The sequence below is a fragment of the Limnobacter thiooxidans genome (genome assembly GCF_036323495.1).
In the GTDB taxonomy this organism is placed as follows: domain Bacteria; phylum Pseudomonadota; class Gammaproteobacteria; order Burkholderiales; family Burkholderiaceae_B; genus Limnobacter; species Limnobacter thiooxidans.
Window position 1 is genome coordinate 949,437 of sequence record NZ_AP028947.1, and the last position, 25,779, is coordinate 975,215.

The window sequence follows — 25,779 nt, forward strand, 5'->3', positions numbered from 1 at the left end:
AGCGCATTGTATTGCCCATGGGGACGGTATACCATTACCGACTTGTTTGTTGCGCTGCAATGTACGCATGAGTCAAACCCCAAAGTCGACCAAGGCCAGTGGCCGGGTCGATTCACAGAATGGTCGCCCCCCTTTGGCTTCATCTTTGAATGCTGAAGAGCGCGATGACATTTTTTCAGAAAAGTACGCCTGGGTGGCTGTTGGTGCCTGCGGATTGGCCTCGGTGGCGTTCGGTCCCGAGGAGTCCTTCAAGGCCTTGGGAGACGCTCGACACCTGGTCCTCTTTCTCGGGCTGTTGACGGCGTTCTCGATTCTGTTGGTGTCGCTGACCTATTTTCGGGTTACTGAGCTGTTTCCGAAAGGGGGCGGCGGCTATGCCATGGCCACCAATTTGCTGGGTCCGCGTATTGGCCTGATAGCGGGGGCAGCCTTGCTGGTCGATTACATCCTGATGGTTGCGTTGGGCATCAGTGCCTCTACGCACTTGATGTTCAGCTTTTTGCCCCCGTATTTTTACGATTACCGTGTGTGGGTGTCGATGCTGCTAATGGCCGGCCTCATGGTGTTTCACATTCAGGGCCGCCACTTGAATTTGAAGCCATTCAAGTATCTGTTCGTGGCATTCCTGTTGACTCATTTTGTTTTCATTCTGGTTGGGTTTTCTGATCATTTTCAGGACATTGGTGGTGTGGTTGCGAGTAGTGTTGCCACCACTGAATCCGACTTGAATGCCATGGGTTGGTTACCGGTACTGGCCATATTCGCACGCGGGTTTTTCCTAGGTGGGGGCACTTACACGGGAATTGAAGCGGCATCGGACACCGTTCAGCTGAGCCGCTACCGCCAAAGCAGCGAGAACCGGCGAAAAATGTTGGCCTATGTGGCATGTGCCCTGGCCTTCGCCGCTGCAAGTCTTGCCGTGTTGTATTCCTTGTGGGATGTGAACATCGAACCGACGATGGCTCTGAATGGCGTGCTGTTTGAGCGGGTATTCACCGACCTGGGTTGGGATTGGCCTTATGTCATTCTGGGCTTGCTGGTGATGTTGGGGCTTGAAACCGCTGTGCTGCTGCTTGCGGCCCATGTGGGTTTTGTGGTGGGGCCGCGTGTATTGTCCACCATGGCGATCGATTCCTGGCTGCCACACCAGTTCCGCTACCTTTCAAACCGGTTTGTAACCAAAAACGGTATTTTGTTGATGGGCGGCCTGGCTTTCCTTGCCATTTACCTGAGTGACGCCAATGTCGACCTGTTGGTGGTGCTATTTTCCATCAACGTATTTATTGTGTTCAGCCTTTCCATGCTCGGTTTGTGTGTGTACTGGCTGCGCAACCGTCATGAGGCAAGGTTTGTCAAGGGCCTGCTGTCTGCTGCACTTGGCTTTGTTGTGTCCGTTTCCATTTTGCTGGGAACGGTGATTACCCAGTTTTTTCAGGGTGGCTGGATCACGATGTTGATCACCACACTGGTAGTGCTGATCTGTTTGTGGGTTCGAGGACATTACCGGGACACCAAGGAAAAAATCGCCAAGATTGACGAAGTGTTTGCAATGGCGCAGTACGGCTCGGCCCACTCGCCACCCGAGTTGATCGAGGACGGAAACACGGCGGTGTTCATTGTGGGTAACAGCCGGGGTGGTGGTCTGCATGCCTTGCTATGGGTTCAGCGCATGTTTCCCAACCATTTCCAGAATTTCGTGTTCATGAATGCGCGCACCGTGGATTCCAAGGCTTACGGGGGGCGGGAAGCGCTGGAAGCAATGCGGGTGGATGCTTCCGTTTCCCTGAATTATTTTGTCAATTTCTGCCGCAGCCATGGTTTGCGCGCCAAGAGTTATCTGTCGTTCGGTACGGATGCAGTGGAGGAGCTGACAAACCTGGCCAAGAATGTGGCGGATAGCCATCCCAATGCAATTTTCTTCACCAGCAAGCTGGTGTTTGAAAATGAAAATATTTTGACGCGCTTGCTACACAACCAGGCTGCGCTTGAGTTGCAGCGCCGTTTGCACAACGCGGGGCAACAGATGGTGATTCTGCCGATGCGGCTTTGAGGCTTTTGCCCAGAAAGATTGATTGCTTGATGGTCAGGTGTTTGTGATAATAATCGAACCTGCATTGTTGATAGAAAAATTAAATGACCCTCACTGAGTTGAAGTACATTGTTGCACTGGCGCGAGAAAAGCATTTCGGCCGTGCAGCAGATGCCTGTTTTGTCAGTCAACCCACTTTGTCAGTGGCGATCAAAAAACTTGAAGAAGAGCTGAATGTCTCCTTGTTTGAGCGTGGCTCGAATGAGGTGTCACTGACGCCTGTGGGTGAACGGGTAGTGGTGCAGGCGCAGCGCGTGCTGGAAGAAGCATCGGCCATCAAGGCCATTGCGCAACAGGGCATGGACCCTTTGGCTGGTCCTCTGAGGGTGGGTGTGATTTACACCATTGGCCCTTATCTGCTGCCGGGGCTGGTTTCCAGCATGATTGAAAAGGTGCCCACCATGCCACTGGTGTTGCAGGAAAACTTTACGGTCCGCTTGCTCGAATTGCTCAAGCAGGGCGAAATTGACGTGGCTGTGCTCGCGCTGCCCATCAATGAATCGGGTTTTGTGATTCAACCGCTGTACGACGAACCCTTTATTGTGGCCTTACCCAAGTCACATCGCTGGGCGCAGGAAACAACCATTCGATCAGACGACCTTCGCGGCGAAAACATGCTGCTGCTGGGTGCTGGGCATTGTTTCCGTGACCAGGTCTTGGGCGTATGCCCGGAACTGTCAAGGTTTTCGCAGTCTTCCGAGGGTATTCAACGCACCTTTGAAGGCAGTTCGCTGGAAACCATTCGGCACATGGTGGCCTCAGGCGTGGGTATCACGGTGCTGCCATCTAGTTCTGTGCCCAACCCTGTGCCGGCGGAATCGTTGTTGAATTACATTCCCTTGGCCGACGACGACACGCGCCGAACCGTGGCCCTGGTGTGGCGCAAAAGTTTTGGCCGCCGCGAAGCGCTGGACGCTTTGAAAGAGTGCATCATGGCCTGCGACTTGAATGGTGTGGAGTTTCTGGATTCCCCGCAAATGGTGCGCTAGGCATGACTCAGATTGCACTCGCACGTCTGCGTGAATATGGCTTGCTGCTGCGCTTGAACAAGCCAATCGGTATTTTGCTGCTGCTGTGGCCTACCCTGTGGGGCCTGTGGCTGGCCGCCGAAGGCACGCCGCCCTGGCCCGTGTTGTGGGTGTTCGTGGCCGGCGTGGTGCTGATGCGATCAGCCGGGTGCGCCATCAACGACTATGCCGACCGCGACATCGATTTGCACGTGGAGCGAACCCGAAACCGGCCGTTGACCAGTGGCCGAATCAGTTCAAAAGAGGCCTTGCTTCTGGCTGCTTTGCTAGCTTTGATTGCTTTGCTGATCACCTTGCCACTGGGTTGGCCGGTGGTGCTGATGAGCCTCCCTGCCGCCTTTCTGGCGGGCAGCTACCCCTTCACCAAGCGTTTTTTCCCAATGCCACAGGCTTATTTGGGTGTGGCATTTGGCTTTTCAATTCCCATGGCTTATGTGGCTGTGCAGGGCAGCGTGCCCCTGGCTGGCTGGTTGATTTTCGCCGCCAATGTGTTTTGGACCATTGCTTATGACACGGAATATGCCTTGGTCGACAAACCCGACGATTTGAAGTTGAACATCAAAACCGCTGCCATTACTTTGGGGCGTTTTGACATCGTGGGTATTCTGGTTTGTTATGCAATGTGCCTGTTGATGTGGGCCAGTGTGGCTTTGCTGTTGAATTTTAAGGCGGTGTTCTGGTTGGCCTGGGCTGCCGCCTGGTGCATTGTGGCCTATCACTTTGTGTTGATCCGGAACCGCGACCGAGCCAACTGCTTCAAGGCCTTTTTGCACAACAACTGGATCGGTGCTGCGCTGTTTGCCGGGTTGGTGCTTCAATATCTTTAACTATTGAAGCAAACCCATAAGCAAGCCCAGACGTAACCCGGGAAGCAAATCCAGGTGCAATCAAGGCCCGCATGTTCCAGTTAACCTGCGTTTTTCTGCAATTCAACTGCCCGATCAAAAGCCGCTTGTGCCGCGCCCTGAATGGCGGAGGACACGCCCAGTGCGCGCAATTGTTCAAGCCCTGCGAATGTGGTGCCGCCTTTGCTGGTGACTTTCTCGCGCAGAGTTGCAAATGAGTCGTCACTTTGTTTGGCCAGTGTGGCCGCGCCCAAAAAGGTCTGGTTCACCAGCAGGTTCGCCTGTGCCTCGCTGAATCCCAGGTTCTGCGCCGCTTGGGCCAAAGCCTCCATCAGAAAAAACACATAACCGGGTCCACTGCCTGAAATGGCGGTGACGGCGTTGATTTCGTCTTCGGTGTTCACCACCACCACTTCACCACAGCTGTTGAAAATTTGATGGGAGGTGGTGTGGTCGGCATCATTACAATTGGCTGTGAAGTAAAGTCCGGATATGCCCTGCGCCACCAGTGCCGGTGTATTGGGCATGCAGCGCACCACGCGGGCATCGCTTTGGGCGCTCCACAGTTGAATTTGAGCCACGCTGACCCCAGCTGCAATGCTGATCAGCAGCACCTGCTTCAGGTGGCCAGCCTGTTGATTCAACACGCTTTGCATCATTTGTGGCTTGACGGCCAGCACCACCACATCGGGTTTGAAGTCTTCGGGCCAATCCACCGTGCAGCGCAGGTTCATTTCTGCCATTTTTGCAGCCGACTCCGGGCTGGGGTCAATGACATGAAAGGAGCTGGCTGGCAGCCCGCTGCGGACCAAGCCGCCCAGAATGGCGTAAGCCATGTTGCCGCCGCCGATGAAGAGTGTGTTTTGAATGGCTCTGTTTTGCATGGCTATGTTGTGATTCGATTCAAAAAAGTGGTGTTCAGGCACGTGCGCCAAACAGGGCGGAACCCACGCGCACGCAGGTGGAGCCGCATTCAATGGCAAGTTCCAGGTCCGAGGACATGCCCATGGACAGCGTGTCCAATTGCAGGCCTTGCGCATTCAAGGCGTCAAAAATGGATTTGCACAACAGGAATTCTGCTTTCAACTGCGCCATGTCGTCTGTGTTGCTGGGTATGGTCATCAGGCCATGCAACTTCAGATTAGGCAGCTGGCTTACAGCGAGGCACAGTGCAACCGCTTCATCGGGATTAACACCTGATTTGCTGGCCTCGCCCGAGGTGTTGATCTGGATCAGCAGCTTCAGGGGCGGCAGATGGGGCGGGCGCTGGTCAGACAAACGCTGTGCAATTTTCAACCGGTCCACACTGTGTACCCATTGAAAGTTATCCGCAATCGGTTTGGTCTTGTTGCTTTGAATGGGTCCAATGAAATGCCATTCGATGGCTGGGGCATCAGGGTGATCAGCCAGCTGGGTGATTTTATCCAGCGACTCTTGCAGGTAATTTTCACCAAAAGCGGTTTGCCCACAGGCGCGAAATTCAAGAATGCGATCCAGTGGAAATGTTTTGCTGACAGCCAGCAATGTGACCGAGTCGAGTGGCCGGTTGGCCTTGCCACAGGCAGTTGCAATGCGTTGCTGGATCCCGGCAAGTTGTTCGGCTTGGGTCATGGTGAATCAATTGAATGCTCAAATGGAGATTATAGCCACATGACACTGACCGAGTTGCTTACCTGGGCTGTGGAGGAGCATGCCTCTGATCTTCATTTGTCGGCTGACATGCCACCCATGATCCGCGTGGACGGCGAAGTGCGTCGGCTAAGCGATGCAGTATTGGGTCACCGGGAAATTTACAGACTGATTCAAAGCTCGATGAGCGATGTGCAATGGCAGGCGTGGGAACAATCGCACGAATGTGATTACAGCTTCGCAGTAGAGGGTTTGTCGCGTTTCCGGGTGAATGCATTCATGCAAAGCCGGGGGGCATCTGCTGCGTTTCGTGTGGTGCCCAGCCGGGTCAAAACACTGGAAGAGCTTGAAGCGCCTTCGGTATTCAGAACCATTGCGCGGGAGCCCAATGGCCTGGTGCTGGTGACAGGGCCCACGGGTTCTGGTAAAAGCACCACGCTGGCTGCAATGGTAGACGATGTGAACCGGCACCAGAAGGCGCACATTCTGACCATTGAAGATCCGATCGAGTTTTTGCACACCCCCGTGAATTGCGTGGTGAATCAGCGCGAGCTGGGTGAGCACACCCATTCTTTTGGTGCAGCTTTGCGGTCTGCACTGCGGGAAGATCCGGATGTGATTCTGGTCGGTGAAATGCGCGACCTTGAAACCATTCAACTGGCCCTGACTGCCGCTGAAACCGGGCACCTGGTGTTTGCAACCCTGCACACGTCGTCTGCCCCCAAAACCATTGACCGGATCATTGATGCATTTCCATCGGCCGACAAATCCATGGTGCGGGCCATGTTGTCAGAATCTCTGCGCGCTGTGATTTGCCAGACCCTTTTAAAGAAGCCGGGTGGTGGACGACTGGCTGCCCATGAAATCATGCTGGCCACACCGCCTATTCGAAACCTGATCCGCGAGGGCAAGATCGCCCAGATGATGTCCTCGATCCAGACCGGTTCGCAGCATGGCATGCAGACGCTGGAGCAGTCGGTTCAGCGCTTGTTGATGACGGGAAAAATCACGCGGGATGTGGCAGCCTCGGTGTTGTCGGGCTCCAACCAACCCTGATGCCCCGCAGATTCGGGGTACACTTGAATTCGATTGAATGATTTCGGAGGCAAGTGGCATGGCACATGGTGTGTATGAGTTTTCCAGCAAAACCCTGGACGGTAAACCCCTGAATTTGGCTGATTTTGAAGGCAAGGTTTTGTTGATTGTGAACACGGCCAGCAAGTGCGGCTTCACCCCGCAATACGAAGGTTTGCAGGCGCTGCATGCCGAGTTGGGCCAGAAAGGCTTGGTGATCATCGGTTTTCCGTGCAACCAGTTTGGTGGGCAGGAGCCCGGTACGGAAGAGGTTATTGCCAGTTTCTGCCAGAAGAACTACGGCGTGGATTTCCTGATGGCTGAAAAGGTGGATGTGAAGGGCGACCAGGCGCACCCCTTGTTCAAGTACCTGACTTCAGAAGCCAAAGGCATTCTGGGCACGGAGGCCATCAAGTGGAATTTCACGAAGTTCCTGGTTCGCAAAAATGGTGAGGTGTACGACCGCTACGCCCCCACCACCAAGCCTGCTGACCTGAAAGCTGACATTGCCCAGTTGATGGCAGAGTAATCAGTCTTCGGCCTGATCGTCCTGGGCTGGATTGCTTCCAGCCTCGGCATTGCCTTCTGTGTTGCCGTCGGTGCCTGCAGCCCTTGGCCGGTACACACCGCGCGTCAACGGGATTTCAAACAGCCTGCATTCAATTGGACCATTGAACAAGGGGCGCTTGCGCTTGGGGCTCAAACCCAGCGTTTTCTTGATTTCCAGGTCGCCTGAGAACAAAAAGGCGGTCCACCCCGAGAAGTTCATTTTCAGGTGGTCGCCATAGGCCTTGAACAGGCGCTCGTAGGCTTCGTCTTCCGGCACATCGGCACCCTTGGCCCGCACGCGTTCGCCGTAAGGCGGGTTGCTGAACACGATGCCAGTTTCTGCAGGTGGCTCTACGGTGAGTGCGTCCCGCTGTGCAAACTGCACAATGCCTGCGTCCAGCAATTCTTCAAACCCGGCCTGTGCCAGGTTTTCCTTTGCAATGCTGATGAGCACCTCGGTGATGTCGCTGGCATACCACTGAAACCAGGGTGATTTGATTGCCTTGTCCAAGCCCGCATTGAAGCGCTTGTTGGCGTCTTCCTGAAGGTCTCGTCCCCACTCTGGGGTGAAAGGTTTCAGGTTTTCAAAAGCAAACGGCCGTTCCAGGCCCGGTGCACGGTCGCACAGCTGTGACAGCGATTCAATGACCAGTGTGCCACTGCCGCAGAACGGATCAAGAAACACATTCGCGTTTTTTCCAGCTTCGCTTTGGCGCGCAATGTGCCACAAACCTGCCGCCAGATTTTCCTTCAGTGGGGCCACGCCCGCTTCTTCGCGCCAGCCTCGCTTGAACAGGTTTTCGCCCGCCAGGTCGATGTAGACCATGGCTTCGGTGGGGGTGATGGCAGCAAAGATGCGCACATCCGGTGCTTCCACGCTGACGTTGGGGCGTTCGTCAAATCGCTCCAGGAAGGAATCGCACACCGCGTCCTTCAGGCGCAACTGGGTAAACCGCACGCTTTGCAGGTCGGCGCCCAGGTTGTTGAGGTCGACCCGGAATGTGTTGGATAGTTTGAACCAGTTGTACCAGTCGACGGATTTGGCAATGTTGTAAAACTGGTCTTCGCTGCTGCATTCTCCACGGGCCAGTTCCAGGCCGATACGGCCTGCAAAACGGGTCCAGTAGGTCATGCGCGTGGCTTGTCTCCAACTGGCCTCAAAGGTGCAGCCGCCGGTGACTGCACGGGTTTTCTGGGCCCCCATTGTTTCCAGTTCAGCCACAAGAATTTCTTCCAGACCGCGCGGACAACTGGCAAAGCATTTGAAGACACTTTGCTTGGTCGAATTGTGTTGTTGACCGGCTTTGCCCGGGTTGGAATGGTTTGGGTTTGAACTGGGCATGAATTGCTTTTAAAAAAGATTTAGAAAGGTTTTACGACCACCAAAATGATGGCAATGGCCATGAGTACCACGGGCACTTCATTGAACCAACGGAAGTAGACGTGGCTGCGGGTGTTCTGGCCGATTTCAAACTTGCGCAGAATGCGGCCACAACTGTAGTGGTAACCGGCAATGATGAACACCACCAGAATTTTGGCGTGAAGCCAGCCGCTTTGGCCACCCACGCCGATTTGGTAAACACCCACCAGTGCGAAACCCAGCAACAGTGCGGGAATGGCCAGCAAGGTCATGAATTTGTACAGCTTGCGCGCCATGTGCAGCAAACGGGCGGTGGCTGCAGGTTCTGTTTCCATGGCCAGGTTCACGAAAATGCGGGGCAGGTAAAACAGCCCGGCAAACCACGAGGCCACAAACAAAATGTGAAAGGCTTTTACCCAAAGATAACCGTCCATGAACTGCTCCAGTTGGTTCTTGTTAGTTAGTTGCGAATTTCACCGTGACCAAACACCACGTATTTCTGGCTGGTCAATCCTTCAAGGCCCACCGGGCCGCGTGCGTGAATTTTATCGGTGGAAATGCCAATTTCGGCACCCAGTCCGTATTCAAATCCGTCTGCAAACCGGGTGGACGCATTCACCATGACGGAAGCAGAATCCACTTCGCGAACAAAGCGCATGGCGTGGCTGTGATTTTCAGTCACGATGCTGTCGGTGTGGTGCGAACCGTATTTGTTGATGTGGGCAATTGCTTCGTCCAGGCTGTCGACCACCTTGATCGACAAAATCGGGGCCAGGTATTCGGTGTTCCAGTCTTCTTCCGTGGCGGCTTTCACGCTGGGCAGCAGGGCCATGGTGCGTTTGCAACCGCGCAATTCAACGCCTTTGGCGGCATAGCGCACGGCCAATTCGGCCAAGGCCGGTTTGGCCACGTGGGTGTGGACCAACAGGGTTTCCATGGTGTTGCAGGTGCCATAGCGGTGGGTTTTCGCATTCTCGGCGATGTTCACAGCGTGGGTCATGTTGGCCGATTCATCAATGAACACGTGGCAAATGCCGTCGAGGTGCTTGATCACAGGTACCTTGGCATCGCGTGAAATTCGTTCGATCAAACCCTTGCCACCCCGCGGCACAATCACGTCCACGTATTCCGTCATGGTGATCAACGTGCCCACGGCCGCACGGTCGGTGGTGTCGATGACCTGCACCGCATCGGCTGGCAAACCTGCTGCTTCAAGGCCTTGGGCCACAATCGCGGCCAGTGCCTGGTTGCAGCGAAAAGCTTCAGACCCACCACGCAAAATGGTGCTGTTGCCGGATTTGATGCACAAGCCGGCCGCATCAACAGTCACATTCGGACGGCTTTCATAAATGATACCGATCACGCCCAAGGGCACGCGCATTTTACCCACCTGGATGCCGGAAGGGCGGTTTTTAAAGTCGGTCATCTCGCCAATCGGGTCGGGCAACTGGGCAATTTGCTCAAGGCCCTGCGCCATGGTTTCAATGGCTTTGTCGTTCAGTGCCAGGCGATCCAGCAAGGCCTCTTCAAGGCCATTGGCTTTGGCTTGAGCCAGGTCTTCCTGATTGGCTTCGGTCAATGCGGCCTTGTTGGCGCGAATCAGCTTGGCTGTTTCCAGCAGGGCCTGATTTTTTGCGTGGGTGTTGGCCTTGGCCATGTACACCGCTGCTGCGCGGGCTTTTTTGCCGATGGCCAGGATTTGGTCTTCAATGCTCATGATACTTGCTCGGTATTGGGTACTTGGTATTTGTTGGTTCAAGTGTTCCACAGTTCGGGCGGCTCAATGCCAGCCACGCCCAAACCAATGATTTCAAACAGGGTCCAGGGGTTGCCCTGTTTCATGCCCTTGATGGTTTTTTCGGCGGCATAGCACCAGCCAGTCAATTTTTGCAGGCTGCCCGGGTTGTGTCGTTTCAGCGCAGCAGCAATGTGATTCTGCCGCTGTCCCCAAATTCTATTTTGACGGCAGGCATCCGACAAAGACATTCCGCGTCTCATGGCTTGCTGTGTGTCGCGAATGGCACGAATTTCTTCCTGAAGCGCCCACAGTACCAGCGTGGGTGCTTCGCCTTCCGCTTCCAGGCCTTCCACCATGCGGGTAATTCGTTTCACGTCACCGGCCAGTAGGCTTGCACCCAAGTCGAACACATTGAAACGTGCCGAGTTGGCCACCATGCCTTGAACCTGTTCAATGTCCACGGCCCCTTGGTGTTCCAGCGCCAGTTTTTCAATGGTTTGGTGAGCCACCAGCAGGTTGCCTTCGGTTTTTTCTGCAAGCCAGGCGCAGGTTTCGCGATTCAGTTGCACGCCCTTGCGTTTGGCCGCCTGCGCAATCCAGCCGGGCAGGGTGTCTGCACCAATCGGTTTGCAGATCACTTCTGTGCCCTTGGCCAGAAGCTCCGCAAACCCGGCGCTTTTCTCCTGCGTTTTGTTCAGCTTGGGTGCGTTCACCAGCAGGTGGTGGCCGGTGTCACCCGCTGCAATCCACTGTGCCGCTTTGCCCAGTGCTTCTGCCGCTTCCTTGCTCAGCTTCGGTTGGCTGATGCGCAAATCAACCAGAGACACATCGCCAAACAGCGAGGCTTCGGCAAACAGGGACAAGAATTCCTGCGGGTCAAACTGGCGATCAACTTCCACAATTTGACGCTGGTAGTCCGTCTGCTTTTTTAAACGTGTGCGATACAGGTCTGCGGCCTGGGTGGCGAACAAGGGCTCGTCGGTGAACACGCACAGCAGCTGAGGCAATGCTTGATTGCCTGTGTCAGCAAGCCAGGTGTCCAGCGCAATCTGTTTCACTTGGCTGTTTGCCCCTTTGGTACTTGCAAGGCGCTCAGGCGACCGGTGATTTGGCGCGCAATGTCGCGTTGCATTTCTGTGGTCAGCTGGTTTTCTTCCGCTTCCTTGCCGAGAATCTGGTCGTCGGTGTAGGTCAGTTCGCGGCGCTGGCTCAACTGGCTGGTGGCGATCAGGAAGTCGCCATTTTTATCCGTCACGCTGTAAAACAGTTCGTAGGTGATCCGCACTTCGCGGGCCCGGCCCGTGGCGCTGAAAGTCACGATGCTGCGGTCGCGGGTTTCCCGGATCAAATTCAGCTTCAAGGGTGCGCCTTCGGGCGGATTCACTTTGAGGTTCAGGATTTGAAGCTGCAAGTCCATGTTGCGGTTCATTTCAGCATTTTCCATGCCGCGCAATTCGATTTTGTCGAAATCAAAGTCGTATTGCCCTCGCAGTTGAAAACCGCAGGCGGCCAGCACCAGTGCGGTGCTCAGCAGGGCGATGGCTTGAATGAATCGTTTCATGAGGACTCGCTTTGTGTTGAGGTCGGTGTTGGGTTTTAACTTAAACAACGATGTTGACCAGTTTGCCCGGAACCACGATGACCTTTTTCGCGGGCTTGCCTTCCATGAACTTCTGAGCTGCGTCGCTGGCCAATGCGGTGGCTTCAATACTCGCCTTGTCTGCATCGGCAGGCACTTCAATACTGCCCCGAAGTTTGCCGTTGACTTGCACCATCAGGTTCAATTCCGAACGCACCAAGGCCTTTTCATCCACTTCAGGCCAAGGGGAATCGAGAAGCTCACCCTGTGTTGCACTGTAGTTCAAGCTGCTCCACAGGTGGCAGGTGATGTGCGGCACAATCGGGTACAGCACGCGCAGCAGAATGCTCAAACCTTCTGCAAGCACGGCCTGGTCTGCGGGTGAATTTGCTTCGCTGGCAAAGGCGTCGAGTGTGTTCAGCATTTTCATGCCGGCAGACACCACGGTGTTGTACTGGTGACGGTCGTAGTCGAAGTTGGCTTGCTTCAAAATCTCGTGCACATCGCGGCGCGCGGTTTGTGCAACCTTGCCCAGGTTGGCGGCACTCAAGACGGGTTGTGCCTTGATGGCGTCCTGCTTGTTCAATGCCAGCTGATACAGGCGTTTGAGGAAACGGTGCGCACCTTCTACACCGGAATCGCTCCACTCCAGGCTTTGCTCGGGTGGTGCGGCAAACATGGTGAACAGGCGGGCGGTGTCAGCCCCGTACTGGTCGATCAGGGCTTGGGGGTCAATGCCGTTGTTTTTCGACTTCGACATTTTTTCCACGCCGCCGATTTGCACAGGCGTGCCCGCGTTGATCAGTTTTGCAGAAACCGGGCGACCCTTGTCATCAAACTCCACGGCCACATCGGCCGGGTTGATCCAGTTCTTCTTGCCGTTGGCTTCTTCGGTGAAATAGGTGTCGTTCAGCACCATGCCTTGGGTCAACAAGGCGGTGGCCGGTTCGCGGAATTTCACCAGGCCCAGGTCGTTCATGACCTTGGTCCAGAAACGGCTGTACAGCAAATGCAGAATCGCATGTTCAATGCCGCCGATGTACTGGTCCATGGGCATCCAGTAGTCTGAACGCGCATCGGTCATGGTGTTTGCGTCGTTGCACACGTAGCGGGTGAAGTACCAGCTTGAGTCGACAAACGTGTCCATGGTGTCGGTTTCACGGCGCGCAAGGCTGCCACACTTGGGGCACTTGCATTCGTAAAATGCTGCGCTTTTGGCCAGCGGGTTGCCGCTGCCGTCGGGTACCAGGTCTTCCGGCAATACCACGGGCAAGTCGGCTTCAGGCACAGGCACGTCACCGCAGGTGTCGCAGTAAATCATGGGGATGGGGGTGCCCCAATAGCGCTGACGGGAAATGCCCCAGTCGCGCAGGCGGAACTGGATGCGCTTTTCACCCACGCCCTTGTTGGACAGAAGTTCAGCCACGGCATTCACTGCCTGTGTGTGGTTCAAACCGTCGAGCGGGCCGCTGCCGATACACACGCCGCGTTCCTTGTCGCCATACCATTCAGCCCATTCAGCGTTGTTGAATACTTCGCCTTCAACTGAGATCACTTGCTTGATCGGAATGCCGTACTTCAAGGCGAACGCGAAGTCGCGTTCATCGTGCGCGGGCACGCCCATGACAGCACCGTCGCCGTAGCTCATCAGCACGTAGTTGCCCACCCACACCGGTACGCTTTCACCTGTCAATGGGTGAGTTACCTGCAGGCCGGTGGGCATGCCTTTCTTTTCCATGGTGGCCATGTCAGCTTCAGCCACGCCACCTGCCTTGCATTCAGCAATGAAGGCCTGCAATTCAGGATTGTTTTCAGCAGCCAATGCGGCAAGCGGGTGCTCGGCCGCCACGGCTGCGAAGGTCACACCCATGATGGTGTCGGCACGGGTGGTGAACACGTAAAGCTTGCCGTCCTGGATTAGCTTGCCATCTGCACCTGCAATATTGTGCGGGAAAGCAAAGCGCACGCCAGTGGATTTGCCAATCCAGTTTTCCTGCATCACCTTGACGCGGTCGGGCCACTGAAGGCCGTTCAAATCGTCAAGCAGCACATCGGCGTAATCGGTGATGGCCATGTAGTACATGGGAATGTCGCGCTTTTCGACCGTTGCGCCGGAGCGCCAGCCTTTGCCGTCAATCACCTGTTCATTGGCCAGCACGGTTTGATCGATTGGGTCCCAGTTCACTGTGCCAGTTTTCTTGTAGACAATGCCTTTCTCAAGCATTTTCAAAAATAGCCACTGGTTCCACTTGTAGTAATCGGGTTTGCAGGTGGCCACTTCCTTGGACCAGTCAATTGCCAAGCCCATCGATTCCATCTGCTTTTTCATGTAATCGATGTTGCTGTAGGTCCAGGCCGCTGGCGGCTTGCCGTTGGCCATGGCCGCGTTTTCTGCAGGCATGCCGAATGCGTCCCAGCCCATGGGCATCAGGGTGTTGTAGCCTTTCATCCGCTTTTGGCGAATCATCACATCGTTGATGGTGTAATTGCGCACATGGCCCATGTGCAGCTTGCCACTTGGATAGGGCAGCATGGACACGCAGTAGTACTTGGGCTTGAGCTTGCCGCTTGCGTCTTTCGCAAAGGCCTCGGCCTTGTAGGCATCCGAGGTTTTCCATTGGCCTTGAACGGCATTTTCAATGTCTTGGGCGGCGTATTTGTCGAACATGGTGGTGTTGAAACTTGGATGTGAATTTGAATGCAGGCGGGGCCCGCCGGGTGGGGCAGGCCAATTGGTCATTATATCGGTGTTTTTGTGTTTTACGGCCTGGGTTGGAACCAGCCCCGGGTTCAACGCGATAAAAGCGCGGCCTTCATGGCCAGTGCCATTGATCGGCTGTCGTCGTTGTTGGCCCAAGCCCCCTTGCCGTCTGTAATGTCGGCCAGGCGCGCATCCAGCCATTCAGCCAGGGCTGTGCGGTCATTTTGGGGTATCGGTTGCTGCAACACCTCCCGCATTTGAGCCTGCGAGAAAAACACCACGGTGCGCTTGGTACCGTCCCCCCATGTCACGGTTTCCGATGCCCGCAGGAAGACGGGGGCATTGTCTTGAATGTACGTCCACGGGTTACCCACTGCGTCGAGGTCGCTTTGGTCCGCCAGCAAGGCCAGGCAGTTTTGTCGCCAGGGATAGTCGGGTTCCGGTGGGCCCAGCCGTTTTGTCTTGACCCGCAGGTTGGCAACAAGCCAAGGCCGCAATTCTGTGAAAAAGTGCTCACGCACCAGCGTGCGGGCATAGCTCTCGTCTTCCTGTTCAAACTGCAACCACCATTGCACCAGGGCTTGCAGGGTGGCGCGGTCTGTTTTCAACAAGGCAGGCTTGAGCTGAACGGCGGCACGCACCAGTTCCTGTTCGTGCGGTGCTGCGATGGCGTTGTTTCTTCGATTGATTTCACTGAATTCAATGGCAATGCGCAGACCAAAGTCCGGGTCTGTGTCAGCAAACTTTTTCAGAAAAAAGTAGTGTTCATTCCAGCGCGCATCCCACACATTGCGCCAGCGTCGTCGAAGTTGGTGGTCGCTGGCATAGTTGTGAAATCCTCCCAGATACTGCTCGCGCTTCATGGGGTTCCAATCGGTAATCCACGCAAACCTTGAGTGGTAAGCATTCAGCAATTCACCGGCTGAATCAAAGGAGGTTGTGCGCGCTTCCCAGTAAATGCGCGACAACAAGGCGGTCTGAAACAACGCCAGTGCCTGTTTGTTACTTGCCATGTCTTCACCCAGGTCGCCGGCAAGCCTTTCAATCACCGCATGGCTTTTTCCTTCAACTGGGCCGGGTCTTGAACAATGGCGGTGGCCCAGACCATTGTGGCGGCTTGCCTTGATTTGCGTGAATCGACAGGTTGGGGGTTGGGGTCAAATTGCTCGGCTTGATCGGGGCTGGCCGATGTGCCTGCCAAAGGGTCTGCTGTGTTGGTGTCAATCTGTACTGCCTTTGGTTTGCCAAACAGTACTGATAAACCGGCTAGCGCAAACAAAGCCACAGCAACAAGTAAACCGACCTTCCAGTGACGTTTGAATTTGGCAGGCTTGGCGCTCATGGGCATCGATGCAACAATGTGTGCAGCACGTTTGTCAGCTCCAGTCGACAAAATGCCTTGGTACCTGGGGTTCTTGTCATCGGTCAATATTCGATAAAGCCTGATTTCAGGCGCAGCATCACCTTTGGCCGCAAAGGTGCTTGCAAACTCACAAGGCACCTCTGACTGATTCATGGCCAAGTACACCGCCTCCGTGAAATAAATCTCGTTGGCTGTCGTGGCTTTCTCTATCTTCGCGGCGACATTCACAGGGTCACCAAATACATCCGTGTCGGTCACCGCCACTTCACCACAGTTGACGCTGATCTTGATGTGAATTCGGGTCTGTTCTGGCGCTTCATGATTGTGCACATGAAGGGCATGCTGCAGGCAAATTGCGCAGTGCAGTGCATCGGTTGGGCTTTCAAAGGTGAGTAGAAACGCATCTCCGATTGATTTGACAATCGTGCCGCCCCATTGCCGAATCACGGGGGTAAGCAGTGCGTTATGAATTTCCAGGCGTGCCATCATGTCATTGCGACTGCTGGTACTGGTTTGCCGGGTAAATCCACAGATGTCGGTAAACATTACGGTGAGATTTTTGTGGGTGTACATCCTTTGATTGCGGCCTGGCGGGAAAGCGCTTGATTATCGGCGCAAATGCTTGCCGTTGAACAATGGTAGTTCGGGTCAAGTTCGGGTCGAAGGGGAAATCACTGTTAAAATCACCAGCAAAACCCAATTCTGATGTGAGAAGCCGTGTCCCTACTCGATAGCCTGAACCCCGAACAACTGGCAGCAGTGACCTTGCCGCGTGAATCCGCCCTGATTCTTGCCGGTGCCGGAAGTGGCAAAACCAAGGTGCTCACGGCCCGAATCGCTTGGCTGATCCAGACCGGGCAGGTCGGGCCCAACGGGGTGTTGGCTGTCACTTTCACGAACAAGGCGTCCAAGGAAATGCTTCACCGCATTTCCACCATGTTGCCAATCAACACCCGCAGCATGTGGGTGGGCACCTTCCACGGGCTTTGTAACCGCATGTTGCGGGCCCACTGGAAGGAAGCGGGTTTGCCGCAGGCCTTCCAGATTCTGGACATGCAGGACCAGCTTTCCGCCATCAAGCGCATGTACAAGGTGCTGGGTATTGACGCTGAAAAATTTCCGCCCAAGCAACTGAGCTATTTTGTAGGTTCGGCCAAGGACCAGGGCCTGCGCCCCAAAGATGTTGAAGCCCATGATGAATACCACCGCATGATGGTTCGCCTTTACGAGGCCTATGAAGCGCAATGCCAGCGTGAAGGCGTGGTGGATTTTGCAGAACTGTTGTTGCGCTCGTTCGAATTGCTGGGGGCCAACCCCACGCTGCGGGAGCATTACCAGGCCCGTTTCAAATACATCCTGGTCGACGAGTTTCAGGACACCAACAGCCTGCAATACAACTGGTTGAAGCGTTTAGCCGGGCCCCAAGGTTGTATTTTTGCGGTGGGCGATGATGACCAGTCCATTTACGCCTTTCGCGGTGCACGCGTGGCCAACATGGTGCAGTTTGAGAACGACTTCAATGTGCAGAACCGGATCAAGCTGGAACAGAATTACCGATCGGTTGGCAATGTGCTGAAAGCCGCCAACGTGCTGATTGCCCACAACAAGGCCCGCTTGGGCAAAGAATTGTGGACTGAGGCGGGCGAGGGTGAGGCCATTCGAGTGTATGAGGCCACCAGCGACCAGGACGAGGCGGCCTTCATCATTGACCGCATCAAGAAACTGGTTTTGGAAGAGGGGTACAGCCGGTCTGATATCGCGATTCTGTACCGTTCCAATGCGCAATCCCGCGTGGTGGAGCAGGCCCTGTTCAATGCCGGCATGCCGTACCGTGTATACGGCGGTTTGCGGTTTTTTGAACGTGCGGAAATCAAGCACGCGCTGGCCTATTTGCGGTTGATGGACAACGCCGACGACGACAATTCCTTTTCACGCGTGGTGAATTTTCCTGCACGCGGCATTGGTGCGCGCAGCGTGGAGCAACTTCAGGATATCTCGACGGCTCAGGCTACGTCGCTTTACCGCGCCATTCACCGCATGGAAGGCCGTGCACAGGCAGGTTTGAAAAAGTTTGCTGATTTGATTGAGCGCATGCGCTTTGAAACCCGCGGCTTGAGCCTGCCCGATCTGGTCGACAAAGTGATCAATGAATCGGGCTTGATTGCCCATTTTCAGGCCGACAAAGACGGCGAAGACCGCGTTGAAAACTTGAAAGAACTGGTCAACGCGGCCGCTTCTTTTTCAATTGCAGAAGGCTATTACCGCGATGCGGCCGCCACCATGGTTGATGAGGAAAAGCTGATTACGCCTCTGGCTGATTTTCTTTCACATGCTTCACTCGAAGCGGGGGACAACGCAGCGGCCGCGGGGCAGGATGCCATTCAGTTGATGACAGCACATTCCGCCAAGGGGCTTGAATTCAAATGCGTGTTTGTCACCGGGCTGGAAGAAGGTTTGTTCCCGCACGAAAACAGCATTGGCAATTCCGTTGAGGGAGGCGATGGCACCAGCGTGGAGGCGGTGGAAGAAGAGCGCCGACTGATGTATGTGGCGATTACCCGCGCACGGGAACAGCTGTTTTTGAGCCATGCCCAGCAGCGCATGCTGCATGGCCAGATTCGCTACCACCTGCGATCACGTTTTCTGGACGAGTTGCCTGAAGAGGTGTTGAAGTGGCTGACCCCCAAGCGGGCGCACATCGCCAGCCAGGGTTGGGACGCACTTGACTCCAAAGTATGGGGGCAAAACAAAACCCTGAATGTGGGGTACAGCAACAAGACCAGCAAGCGACCTTATGACATTGGCACTGGCGTCAGCCATGCCAAATTTGGCAGTGGGGTGGTGGTGTCCTATGAAGGCGAGGGAGACGACCAAAGAATTCAAATCAACTTTGGTCGCCAAGGGATGAAGTGGCTCATGTTGAGTTTGGCGAAGCTGGAACGCAGCTGATTGCGTTGTCAAGTTGTCGCCAGGTTATAGCCAACTCGACAGGGTTGCCATGTCATCGCCAGCTCGACAAAGTTGCCCGATTCCGCACTGAAAACCGCTTGATCCCTTTTTGAATTGATTTTTGCTCACCGAATCAGGCAAAACAGACGGCCTGATTCGGTGTCAGCTTGCAGCCGAACGCAGCGAATCAATTCAAGCGGGGCGGTTTTCTTGAATGTGCGGAACAGGCAAACCCACTGCCGAGTTGGCTGCGTTGTTAGCGCTTGAGACTTGCCAACCAGATCTGGTCAGGACGTGGGCGGTTGATAAATTACCGTCCGCTCACTGGTCACTGGTCATGATGAGGAGCAATCGTTAGCGTTGTCCTGATCGCTTGGCCTTCAAGAAAACCTGCCCGTTTGAATTCACACGTCACGGTCGACCACAGGTCGACACCGAGACTCGGCCATGTTTTTTGCCGAGCTCGGTGAGTCAGTGCGAATTCAAAAAGGGGAATTCAGGTTTTCTGGCAAGTGATTGGGATTCGTGACGATTGAGACGCATCCGGATCGTTCAAGCCGTTGGATCGTGCTCAAACACCGCCTTGTACGTGGGGTAAAACGTGCACAAGGACACCGCCATCACCAGGGCCACACACATCATGTTCAAGGCACTGACAAACGGCGCCGGCAAGCCCAACAAGGTAAACAGCACTACAAACACCGACGAGAAACCAATGCCCAGTATCAACCAGCCCATGCCGTAAATCAGGAAGCTGCTTTTGTTGCGCCACACGGCAACCCAGCTTGAGAACAGCGCCTGCATGGGTTTCATGTTGTGCCAAACCACCAGCACGGGCGCAAACCAGAACGCCAGCAACACGGGAATGCTGCTGACACCGACAAACAGCATGTACAGCACGGTGTACTCCATGAAGGCCGCAGAAGTGGCCGGGTCGGCTTTTTGAAAGTCTTCCACTGTCATGGTAGGTTGGGCACCCAGTGCCAGATAAGCCAGCAGACGGATCAGGGCGAAGCACGCGGTGTAGATTGCCCCCAAGGTAATCAGGGACTGCAAATGCTTCCGGTTGTCCTGGTTGAATGCGGTGAACAGCACGCTTGGCCCAACACGTAAACCCTGCTGCCCCATTTTTCCGGCCAACATGATGCCAAAGCCCAGAGCGGGCGATGCAATGGCCACCGCAGCCGCGCCTACGAAGGGAATCAATACGCCGATGAACAGGATGATGAACAGGTAAGTGTTGCCAAACAAAAACATCTCACCCGGTTTTTTGCGGAAAAGCTGCACGCCTTGCATTAGCCAGTCCCAGCCAGCGCTTGGTGGGCATGTATGTACGTAATTGGCCAATTGATACTTCCTTAAACCGTTTGTGGAGCAATAGGTACACCGCGACGGCGGGCCAGCAACACGCGCTCGAAGTGTCTGGGGTCTTTGACGTTCAGCACTTCTGCTTCACGTGGCATGTAAAAGTCAAAAAGCCGTGATGTCCAGAAACGCAGGCTGGCAGAGCGAAGCATGTCTTGCCACAGTCTGCATTCAGGTTCGCTGAGGCTGCGAACTGCCTGATATCCCTCAAGCAAGGCCTGAATTGAATCGATTTTGAATTCGCCTGTTTCCAGGTCGATACACCAATCGTTTGCAGTCACTGCCAGGTCAAACAGGAATGTGTCCACACCTGCAAAATAGAAATCAATCACGCCACCCAGCTGGTCGCCCTGCATCAAGGCGTTGTCTCTGAACAGGTCCGCATGCACTGCGCCCTTGGGCAGGCTCAGGAAATCTGCCTGTTTCGAGACGGCTTTCTGGTGATTGACTTCATCGACAAGAAGGTTGCGAACATCTTCGGGCAAGTGCGCTTCAAGTTCGCTGACGGCCCCTTCAATCCACCCGAGCCCCCGTGGGTTGGGTGTATTGCAGTCAAAGTCGGCCACAGCCAAATGCGCCTTGGCGCTGAAGCTGCCAATTTCGCGACATTGGGCCGGGTTGGGGAGATCCACAGATTTTCCGCTCAGGCAATTGACCAGGGTCGCGGGCTTGTCATGCAGTGTATTGAACAATTCACCTGACATGTTGGCAATTGGCCCTGGCACAGCCAGGCCTTTTTTGGCCAGGTGTTTCATCAAACCGAGGTAAAACGGCAGATCTTCCGCCTTCAATTTTTCGAAAATGGTGAGAACGTAACGTCCAGCCGTGGTGGTCACAAAGTAATTGGTGTTTTCAATCCCGGACTCAATGCCCTCAAAGGAAATCAGGTTTCCGCAGTCACGGTCTTGCAACCATTCTTGGAGCTCGTCTTGGGTGATGCGTGTAAAAACAGCCATTCAAAATCCTGAGAGGGTGAACAATCACGGGGCAGATCACGGGTTTGCACGTTGGCAACCCGGATTTTACCCGTGTTTGGTCTCTCTTTATAAGTCCAACAGCTTCTCTGTTTCACTGTCTGAGGGATTGAAGGTGCGTTTTTCGTAGAAATGGAAGATGCTTGCCAACACCTGCTCGGGCGTTTCCACCACTTCAAACAGGTCCATGTCGCTTGGGCTGATCATGCCTTCACCCAGCAAGTGGCTTTTTATCCAGTCAATCAAGCCGGCCCAAAAAGCCGAGCCCACCAGAATAATCGGGATTCTGCGTCCCTTGTTGGTCTGGATCAGGGTCAGAGCTTCAAACATTTCATCCAGCGTGCCAAAGCCGCCTGGCATCACCACGTAGGCGCTGGCATATTTGGCAAAAGCCACCTTGCGTGCAAAAAAGTGCCGGAAGGTCAGGGAGATATTCTGGTACGGGTTGCCACTTTGTTCAAACGGCAGCTCGATGTTCAAACCCACGCTGGGCGATTCACCAGCAAATGCGCCCTTGTTGGCCGCCTCCATGATGCCGGGGCCGCCGCCGCTGATGACGGCAAAACCCGAGTCAGACAAGGCCCGTGCGATGTTTTCGGTCAGCACGTAGTAGGGGTGGTCAACAGGCGTGCGTGCGCTGCCAAAGATGGACACCGAGGGGCGAATTGCCGACAGCTTCTCGGTCGCCTCAATGAACTCTGCCATAATTCCCAGCACATGCCATGACTCGCGGGCCTTCACTGCTGTGGACTGCTCTTTCGAGGGCAAATGGCGCAATGTTGGAATATTCTTATTTTTGGTTGTCATATGAAGCGATTACTCCTTGTTGATGGGTCAAGCTACCTGTACCGTGCCTTTCATGCCATGCCTGATTTGCGAAATCGCGCGGGCGAGCCCACTGGCGCAGTCTACGGCATGGTCAACATGCTGAGGCGCTTGCGTGCGGACTATCACACCGACGATGTGCGCACCAATTGTATCGCCTGCGTGTTCGATGCGCCGGGCAAGACCTTTCGGGACGACATTTACCCGGAATACAAGGCCAACAGGGCCAGCATGCCGGAAGACTTGGCCGCCCAAATCCCCCACATTCATGAAGTCACCCGCGCACTGGGCTGGCCCATCGTCATGGAGCCCGGCATTGAAGCCGACGATGTGATTGGCACACTGGCGCATGTGGCCTTGCAACAGGGGTTTGACGAGGTCATCGTCTCGACTGGCGACAAGGACATGGCACAACTGGTCAACGACAAAGTCCGCTTGGTGGACACCATGAAAAATGCGGTGATGACCCGCGACGCGGTGTTTGAAAAGTTTGGCGTTTACCCGGAACAAATCATTGATTACCTGACCCTGGTTGGTGACACCGTGGACAACGTGCCCGGTGTTGAAAAGGTTGGCCCCAAAACCGCTGCAAAATGGCTTGCGGAATACAAAACCCTGGATGGCGTGGTGGCCAACGCCGACAAAATTGGCGGCAAGGTGGGTGAAAACCTGCAAAAGGCACTGGATTGGCTGCCCACGGGAAAGTCACTCGTGACCATCAAAACAGACTGCGAATTCGAGCTTCGCCGACACATTGAAGAACAGCTCAAGGCACACCCCGAGAACAATGAGGAACTGAAGCAGTTGTTTCAGCGCTTCGAGTTCAAAACCTGGTTCCGTGCCCTGGGTGGCGTGGGTGAAGAAGAAGTCGCGGCAAAACCCAAAGTGGAAGGGCCACCTGACGGCAGTTCGATGAGCCTGTTTGACGCGCCCACTCAGGCAGTCGATTCCATCGAAACAGTCTGTGTTCAAAATCAGGAACAGCTAACCGCCCTGATGGTTGAACTGAAGGCCGCAGCAGACAGCAAAACCGCCGTGGCCTTCGACACCGAAACAGATTCGCTCGAACCCATGAACGCCCGAATTGTCGGGTTGTCATTTGCAGTCAAACCCGGTGTGGGCTACTACATTCCGCTGACCCACCAGGACTTGACGGCGGAACCGCAGTTGCCAATTGACGAGGTTCTGGCTTTTCTGAAACCCTGGTTTGAAGACGCCGATTCACCCAAAATTGCGCAGAATGCCAAGTACGATTTGCACGTCATGGCCAACCACGATGTGTGGGTACAAGGCCTGATGGAAGACACCATGCTGGCCTCTTATATTCTGGAGGCTCACAAGCCGCACGGCATGGACGCCCTTGCACTGCGCTGGCTGAACTACAACACCATCAAGTTCGAAGACGTCGCAGGCAAGGGGGCAAGCCAGGTCACCTTTGATCAGGTTTCCATTGACACCGCCACTCGCTACGCGGCTGAAGATGCAGAGGTGACCTTGCGCCTGGCCCATGTATTGAAAGCCGAGCTTGACAAGGTGCCCGAGCTGGCCAAGCTGTACCACGAGGTGGAACTGCCATTTGGCCAGGTCCTGTTTGAAGTCGAGCGCAATGGCGTGCTGATTGATGCCGCAAAACTGGATGCTCAAAGCGCAGAAATTGCCGAGAAACTCAAACGCATCGAGGAGCAAGCTTTCGAGATGGCGGGCGGCAGTTTCAACCTGAACTCGCCCAAGCAAATTGGCGAGTTGTTGTTCGAGAAGCTGGGTTTACCGGTGGTGAAAAAAACAGCCAGCGGCGCACCCTCCACGGATGAAGAAGTGCTCAGCAAACTGGCCGAAGATTACCCCTTGCCCGCCAAGCTGCTGGAACACAGGTCACTGGCCAAGCTCAAGAGTACGTATACCGACAAGCTTCCCCGCATGGTGAATGAGCGCACCGGCCGCGTACACACCAATTACGCCCAGGCTGTGGCCGTGACTGGCCGACTAGCCAGCAATGACCCCAATTTGCAAAACATTCCAGTGCGCACTGCGGAAGGGCGCCGGGTTCGTGAAGCCTTCATCGCTGCCCCTGGTTGCGTTCTGGTGTCTGCCGACTACTCGCAAATCGAATTGCGCATCATGGCGCATATTTCTGGCGATGAAGCGCTGATTAATGCTTTCAATGAAGGGTTGGACATTCACAGCGCGACCGCGTCTGAAATTTTTGGCGTGGGCTTGAACGAAGTCACTTCCGACCATCGGCGCACAGCCAAGGTCATCAATTTCGGCCTGATTTACGGCATGAGCGCCTTTGGCCTGGCGGGTAACCTGGGCATTACCCGGGAAGCCGCCAAGCTGTACATTGACCGGTATTTTTCCCGGTATCCCGGTGTCGCCAGGTTTATGGACAGTGTGCGCGCACAGGCCAAGGAAGACGGCTATGTGCAAACCGTGTTTGGCCGCCGCTTGTGGCTGCCCGAAATCAAAAGCCCCAATGGCCCGCGCAGGGCGGGTGCGGAACGCGCTGCCATCAATGCGCCCATGCAGGGCACTTCAGCGGATCTGATCAAGATGGCCATGGTGCAATTGTCGGCCTGGTTGAAAACGGAGAAGCTGCAAACCAAAATGATCATGCAGGTGCACGACGAAGTCATTCTCGAAGTACCCAAGGGTGAACTCGAATTGATTCAACGCCGTGTTCCTGAAATCATGACCCAAGTTGCGCAGTTGCGTGTGCCCCTGGAAGTGGGGTGTGGCATGGGCAACAACTGGGAAGAAGCGCATTAAATCAAACAAGCAGGGGAGTAGGGATGAGCGATGACAACAAAACTGAAAATCAGGAACACCTGGAAGCATTGACTGGCGGCGGCAAACTGCCCATGAGCCGGCGAACCTTGCTGAAAGGTTTCACAGTAGGTGGTTTTGCAGCGGCTGCCTCACCCATATTGGCTCAAGCAATCACCACACCAAGCACTGGGCTGGAAGAAGGCCGGGTGCTTGTGAATGTCGGCGACGATGACATGTTCGCCTACCGGGCTTACCCAAAAAACAAGAAAAATGCACCAGTTATTTTGGTGGTGCCCGAAATTTTTGGTGTGCACGCTTACCTGGAAGACGTGTGCCGCCGGTTTGCACAGGCTGGCTTCTATGCCTTGGCACCGGAAATTTTCTTTCGGTATTCAGAGGCTGGCCAATACGCTTCAGTGGCCGCCATTCTGGAAAACGTCATTTCCAAAATGGACGATGCACAGGTCATGAAAGACCTGGACAAGTGCGTTGAATTCGCGGGTTCAGAAGGGGCCAATGCCAATCAACTGGCAGTTACCGGCTTTTGCTGGGGTGGTCGGATTACCTGGCTGTATGCTGCACACCAACCTGCAGTGAAAGCGGGTGTGGCTTGGTACGGGCGCGTGGTGGGGGCAAAATCAGCGTTGACGCCCAACCACCCCGTGGATATAGCAAGCCAGTTGAAAGCGCCGGTGTTGGGCTTGTATGGTTCGGAAGACAGTTCGATTCCGCTGGATACCGTAGAACAAATGCGCCAGGCCCTTGCCGCAGCGGGAAACAATCCGTTTGCCAAAGCCAGTAGCATCACTGTGTTTGACGGTGCACAACATGGTTTCCACGCGGACTACCGCAATACCTACAATGCCACGGTGGCCAAAGAAGCGTACAATCAGGCGCTGCTGTTCTTGCGGGGCAAGAACCTAATCTAAACACGGACCTTTCCCG

At 54.9% G+C, this 25,779-nt stretch carries 21 protein-coding genes; 8 read left to right on the forward strand and 13 right to left on the reverse strand.

Translation table 11 applies throughout. The features are described from left to right. Positions 1 to 67: 67 nt before the first annotated feature. From RGQ30_RS04315 to ubiA, 3 genes are all read left to right on the forward strand, one after another. The gene (locus RGQ30_RS04315; RefSeq protein ID WP_130558162.1) at positions 68 to 2,050 is read left to right on the forward strand and encodes an APC family permease; all 1,983 of its coding nucleotides are present in this window, start codon (positions 68 to 70) and stop codon (positions 2,048 to 2,050) included. An 83-nt stretch (positions 2,051 to 2,133) separates the two neighbouring features. Further along, positions 2,134 to 3,078 carry a LysR substrate-binding domain-containing protein gene (locus RGQ30_RS04320; protein WP_130558161.1) on the forward strand — a complete coding sequence of 315 codons (945 nt, stop codon included), beginning with the start codon at positions 2,134 to 2,136 and terminating at the stop codon, positions 3,076 to 3,078. A 2-nt stretch (positions 3,079 to 3,080) separates the two neighbouring features. Beyond that, a complete protein-coding gene (gene ubiA / locus RGQ30_RS04325) occupies positions 3,081 to 3,944 on the forward strand; it encodes a 4-hydroxybenzoate octaprenyltransferase (protein ID WP_130558160.1) in 864 nt (287 codons plus the stop codon). Between the two features lie 80 nt (positions 3,945 to 4,024). On the opposite strand, the gene proC is transcribed toward ubiA, so the two are convergent. Together proC and RGQ30_RS04335 are read right to left on the reverse strand one after the other, a co-directional pair. Then, a complete protein-coding gene (proC, locus tag RGQ30_RS04330) occupies positions 4,025 to 4,846 on the reverse strand; it encodes a pyrroline-5-carboxylate reductase (protein ID WP_338284791.1) in 822 nt (273 codons plus the stop codon). A 34-nt stretch (positions 4,847 to 4,880) separates the two neighbouring features. Further along, positions 4,881 to 5,573, reverse strand: a complete 693-nt coding sequence (locus RGQ30_RS04335; protein ID WP_130558158.1) for a YggS family pyridoxal phosphate-dependent enzyme — start codon at positions 5,571 to 5,573, stop codon at positions 4,881 to 4,883. 39 nt (positions 5,574 to 5,612) lie between these two features. Between RGQ30_RS04335 and RGQ30_RS04340 the strand changes: the two genes are divergently transcribed. Both RGQ30_RS04340 and RGQ30_RS04345 read left to right on the forward strand, forming a co-directional pair. After that, a complete protein-coding gene (locus tag RGQ30_RS04340; protein WP_130558157.1) occupies positions 5,613 to 6,647 on the forward strand; it encodes a type IV pilus twitching motility protein PilT in 1,035 nt (344 codons plus the stop codon). A 37-nt stretch (positions 6,648 to 6,684) separates the two neighbouring features. After that, on the forward strand, positions 6,685 to 7,194 hold the full coding sequence (locus RGQ30_RS04345; RefSeq protein WP_479481452.1) for a glutathione peroxidase: 510 nt from the start codon (positions 6,685 to 6,687) through the stop codon (positions 7,192 to 7,194). Here the strand turns inward: RGQ30_RS04345 and RGQ30_RS04350 are convergent, their stop codons facing one another. The 8 genes from RGQ30_RS04350 to RGQ30_RS04385 form a co-directional block, all read right to left on the reverse strand. After that, a complete protein-coding gene (locus RGQ30_RS04350) occupies positions 7,195 to 8,556 on the reverse strand; it encodes a THUMP domain-containing class I SAM-dependent RNA methyltransferase (protein WP_130558156.1) in 1,362 nt (453 codons plus the stop codon). Positions 8,557 to 8,576: 20 nt separating this feature from the next. After that, positions 8,577 to 9,008 (reverse strand): CopD family protein, encoded by a 432-nt coding sequence (locus tag RGQ30_RS04355; RefSeq protein ID WP_130558155.1) that lies wholly within the window; start codon positions 9,006 to 9,008, stop codon positions 8,577 to 8,579. A 26-nt stretch (positions 9,009 to 9,034) separates the two neighbouring features. Then, on the reverse strand, positions 9,035 to 10,291 hold the full coding sequence (locus tag RGQ30_RS04360; RefSeq protein WP_130558154.1) for a glutamate-5-semialdehyde dehydrogenase: 1,257 nt from the start codon (positions 10,289 to 10,291) through the stop codon (positions 9,035 to 9,037). A gap of 38 nt (positions 10,292 to 10,329) precedes the next feature. Next, positions 10,330 to 11,370 (reverse strand): DNA polymerase III subunit delta, encoded by a 1,041-nt coding sequence (holA, locus tag RGQ30_RS04365; RefSeq protein WP_130558153.1) that lies wholly within the window; start codon positions 11,368 to 11,370, stop codon positions 10,330 to 10,332. Then, positions 11,367 to 11,873 carry an LPS-assembly lipoprotein LptE gene (locus RGQ30_RS04370; protein ID WP_130558152.1) on the reverse strand — a complete coding sequence of 169 codons (507 nt, stop codon included), beginning with the start codon at positions 11,871 to 11,873 and terminating at the stop codon, positions 11,367 to 11,369. The genes holA and RGQ30_RS04370 overlap by 4 nt, the downstream gene beginning before the upstream one ends. 40 nt (positions 11,874 to 11,913) lie before the next feature. Then, positions 11,914 to 14,559, reverse strand: a complete 2,646-nt coding sequence (gene leuS / locus RGQ30_RS04375; protein ID WP_130558151.1) for a leucine--tRNA ligase — start codon at positions 14,557 to 14,559, stop codon at positions 11,914 to 11,916. 122 nt (positions 14,560 to 14,681) lie between these two features. Then, positions 14,682 to 15,605 (reverse strand): hypothetical protein, encoded by a 924-nt coding sequence (locus tag RGQ30_RS04380; RefSeq protein WP_338284795.1) that lies wholly within the window; start codon positions 15,603 to 15,605, stop codon positions 14,682 to 14,684. Positions 15,606 to 15,637: 32 nt separating this feature from the next. After that, positions 15,638 to 16,528 (reverse strand): adenylate/guanylate cyclase domain-containing protein, encoded by an 891-nt coding sequence (locus RGQ30_RS04385; RefSeq protein WP_130558149.1) that lies wholly within the window; start codon positions 16,526 to 16,528, stop codon positions 15,638 to 15,640. 144 nt (positions 16,529 to 16,672) lie between these two features. Between RGQ30_RS04385 and RGQ30_RS04390 the strand changes: the two genes are divergently transcribed. Next, the gene (locus tag RGQ30_RS04390; protein WP_130558148.1) at positions 16,673 to 18,904 is read left to right on the forward strand and encodes a UvrD-helicase domain-containing protein; all 2,232 of its coding nucleotides are present in this window, start codon (positions 16,673 to 16,675) and stop codon (positions 18,902 to 18,904) included. A gap of 552 nt (positions 18,905 to 19,456) precedes the next feature. Here RGQ30_RS04390 and RGQ30_RS04395 read toward each other — a convergent pair. The 3 genes from RGQ30_RS04395 to RGQ30_RS04405 form a co-directional block, all read right to left on the reverse strand. Continuing rightward, positions 19,457 to 20,251, reverse strand: coding sequence for a BPSS1780 family membrane protein (locus RGQ30_RS04395; protein WP_130558147.1), 795 nt, complete (start codon positions 20,249 to 20,251; stop codon positions 19,457 to 19,459). 11 nt (positions 20,252 to 20,262) lie between these two features. Further along, the gene (locus RGQ30_RS04400) at positions 20,263 to 21,225 is read right to left on the reverse strand and encodes a homoserine kinase (RefSeq protein WP_130558146.1); all 963 of its coding nucleotides are present in this window, start codon (positions 21,223 to 21,225) and stop codon (positions 20,263 to 20,265) included. Between the two features lie 87 nt (positions 21,226 to 21,312). After that, positions 21,313 to 22,050, reverse strand: a complete 738-nt coding sequence (locus RGQ30_RS04405) for an LOG family protein (RefSeq protein WP_130558145.1) — start codon at positions 22,048 to 22,050, stop codon at positions 21,313 to 21,315. Between RGQ30_RS04405 and polA the strand changes: the two genes are divergently transcribed. Both polA and RGQ30_RS04415 read left to right on the forward strand, forming a co-directional pair. Continuing rightward, entirely contained in the window at positions 22,051 to 24,834 is a 2,784-nt protein-coding gene (polA, locus tag RGQ30_RS04410; RefSeq protein ID WP_130558144.1) for a DNA polymerase I, read from the forward strand. 23 nt (positions 24,835 to 24,857) lie between these two features. After that, entirely contained in the window at positions 24,858 to 25,763 is a 906-nt protein-coding gene (locus RGQ30_RS04415) for a dienelactone hydrolase family protein (RefSeq protein WP_130558143.1), read from the forward strand. Positions 25,764 to 25,779 lie beyond the last annotated feature (16 nt).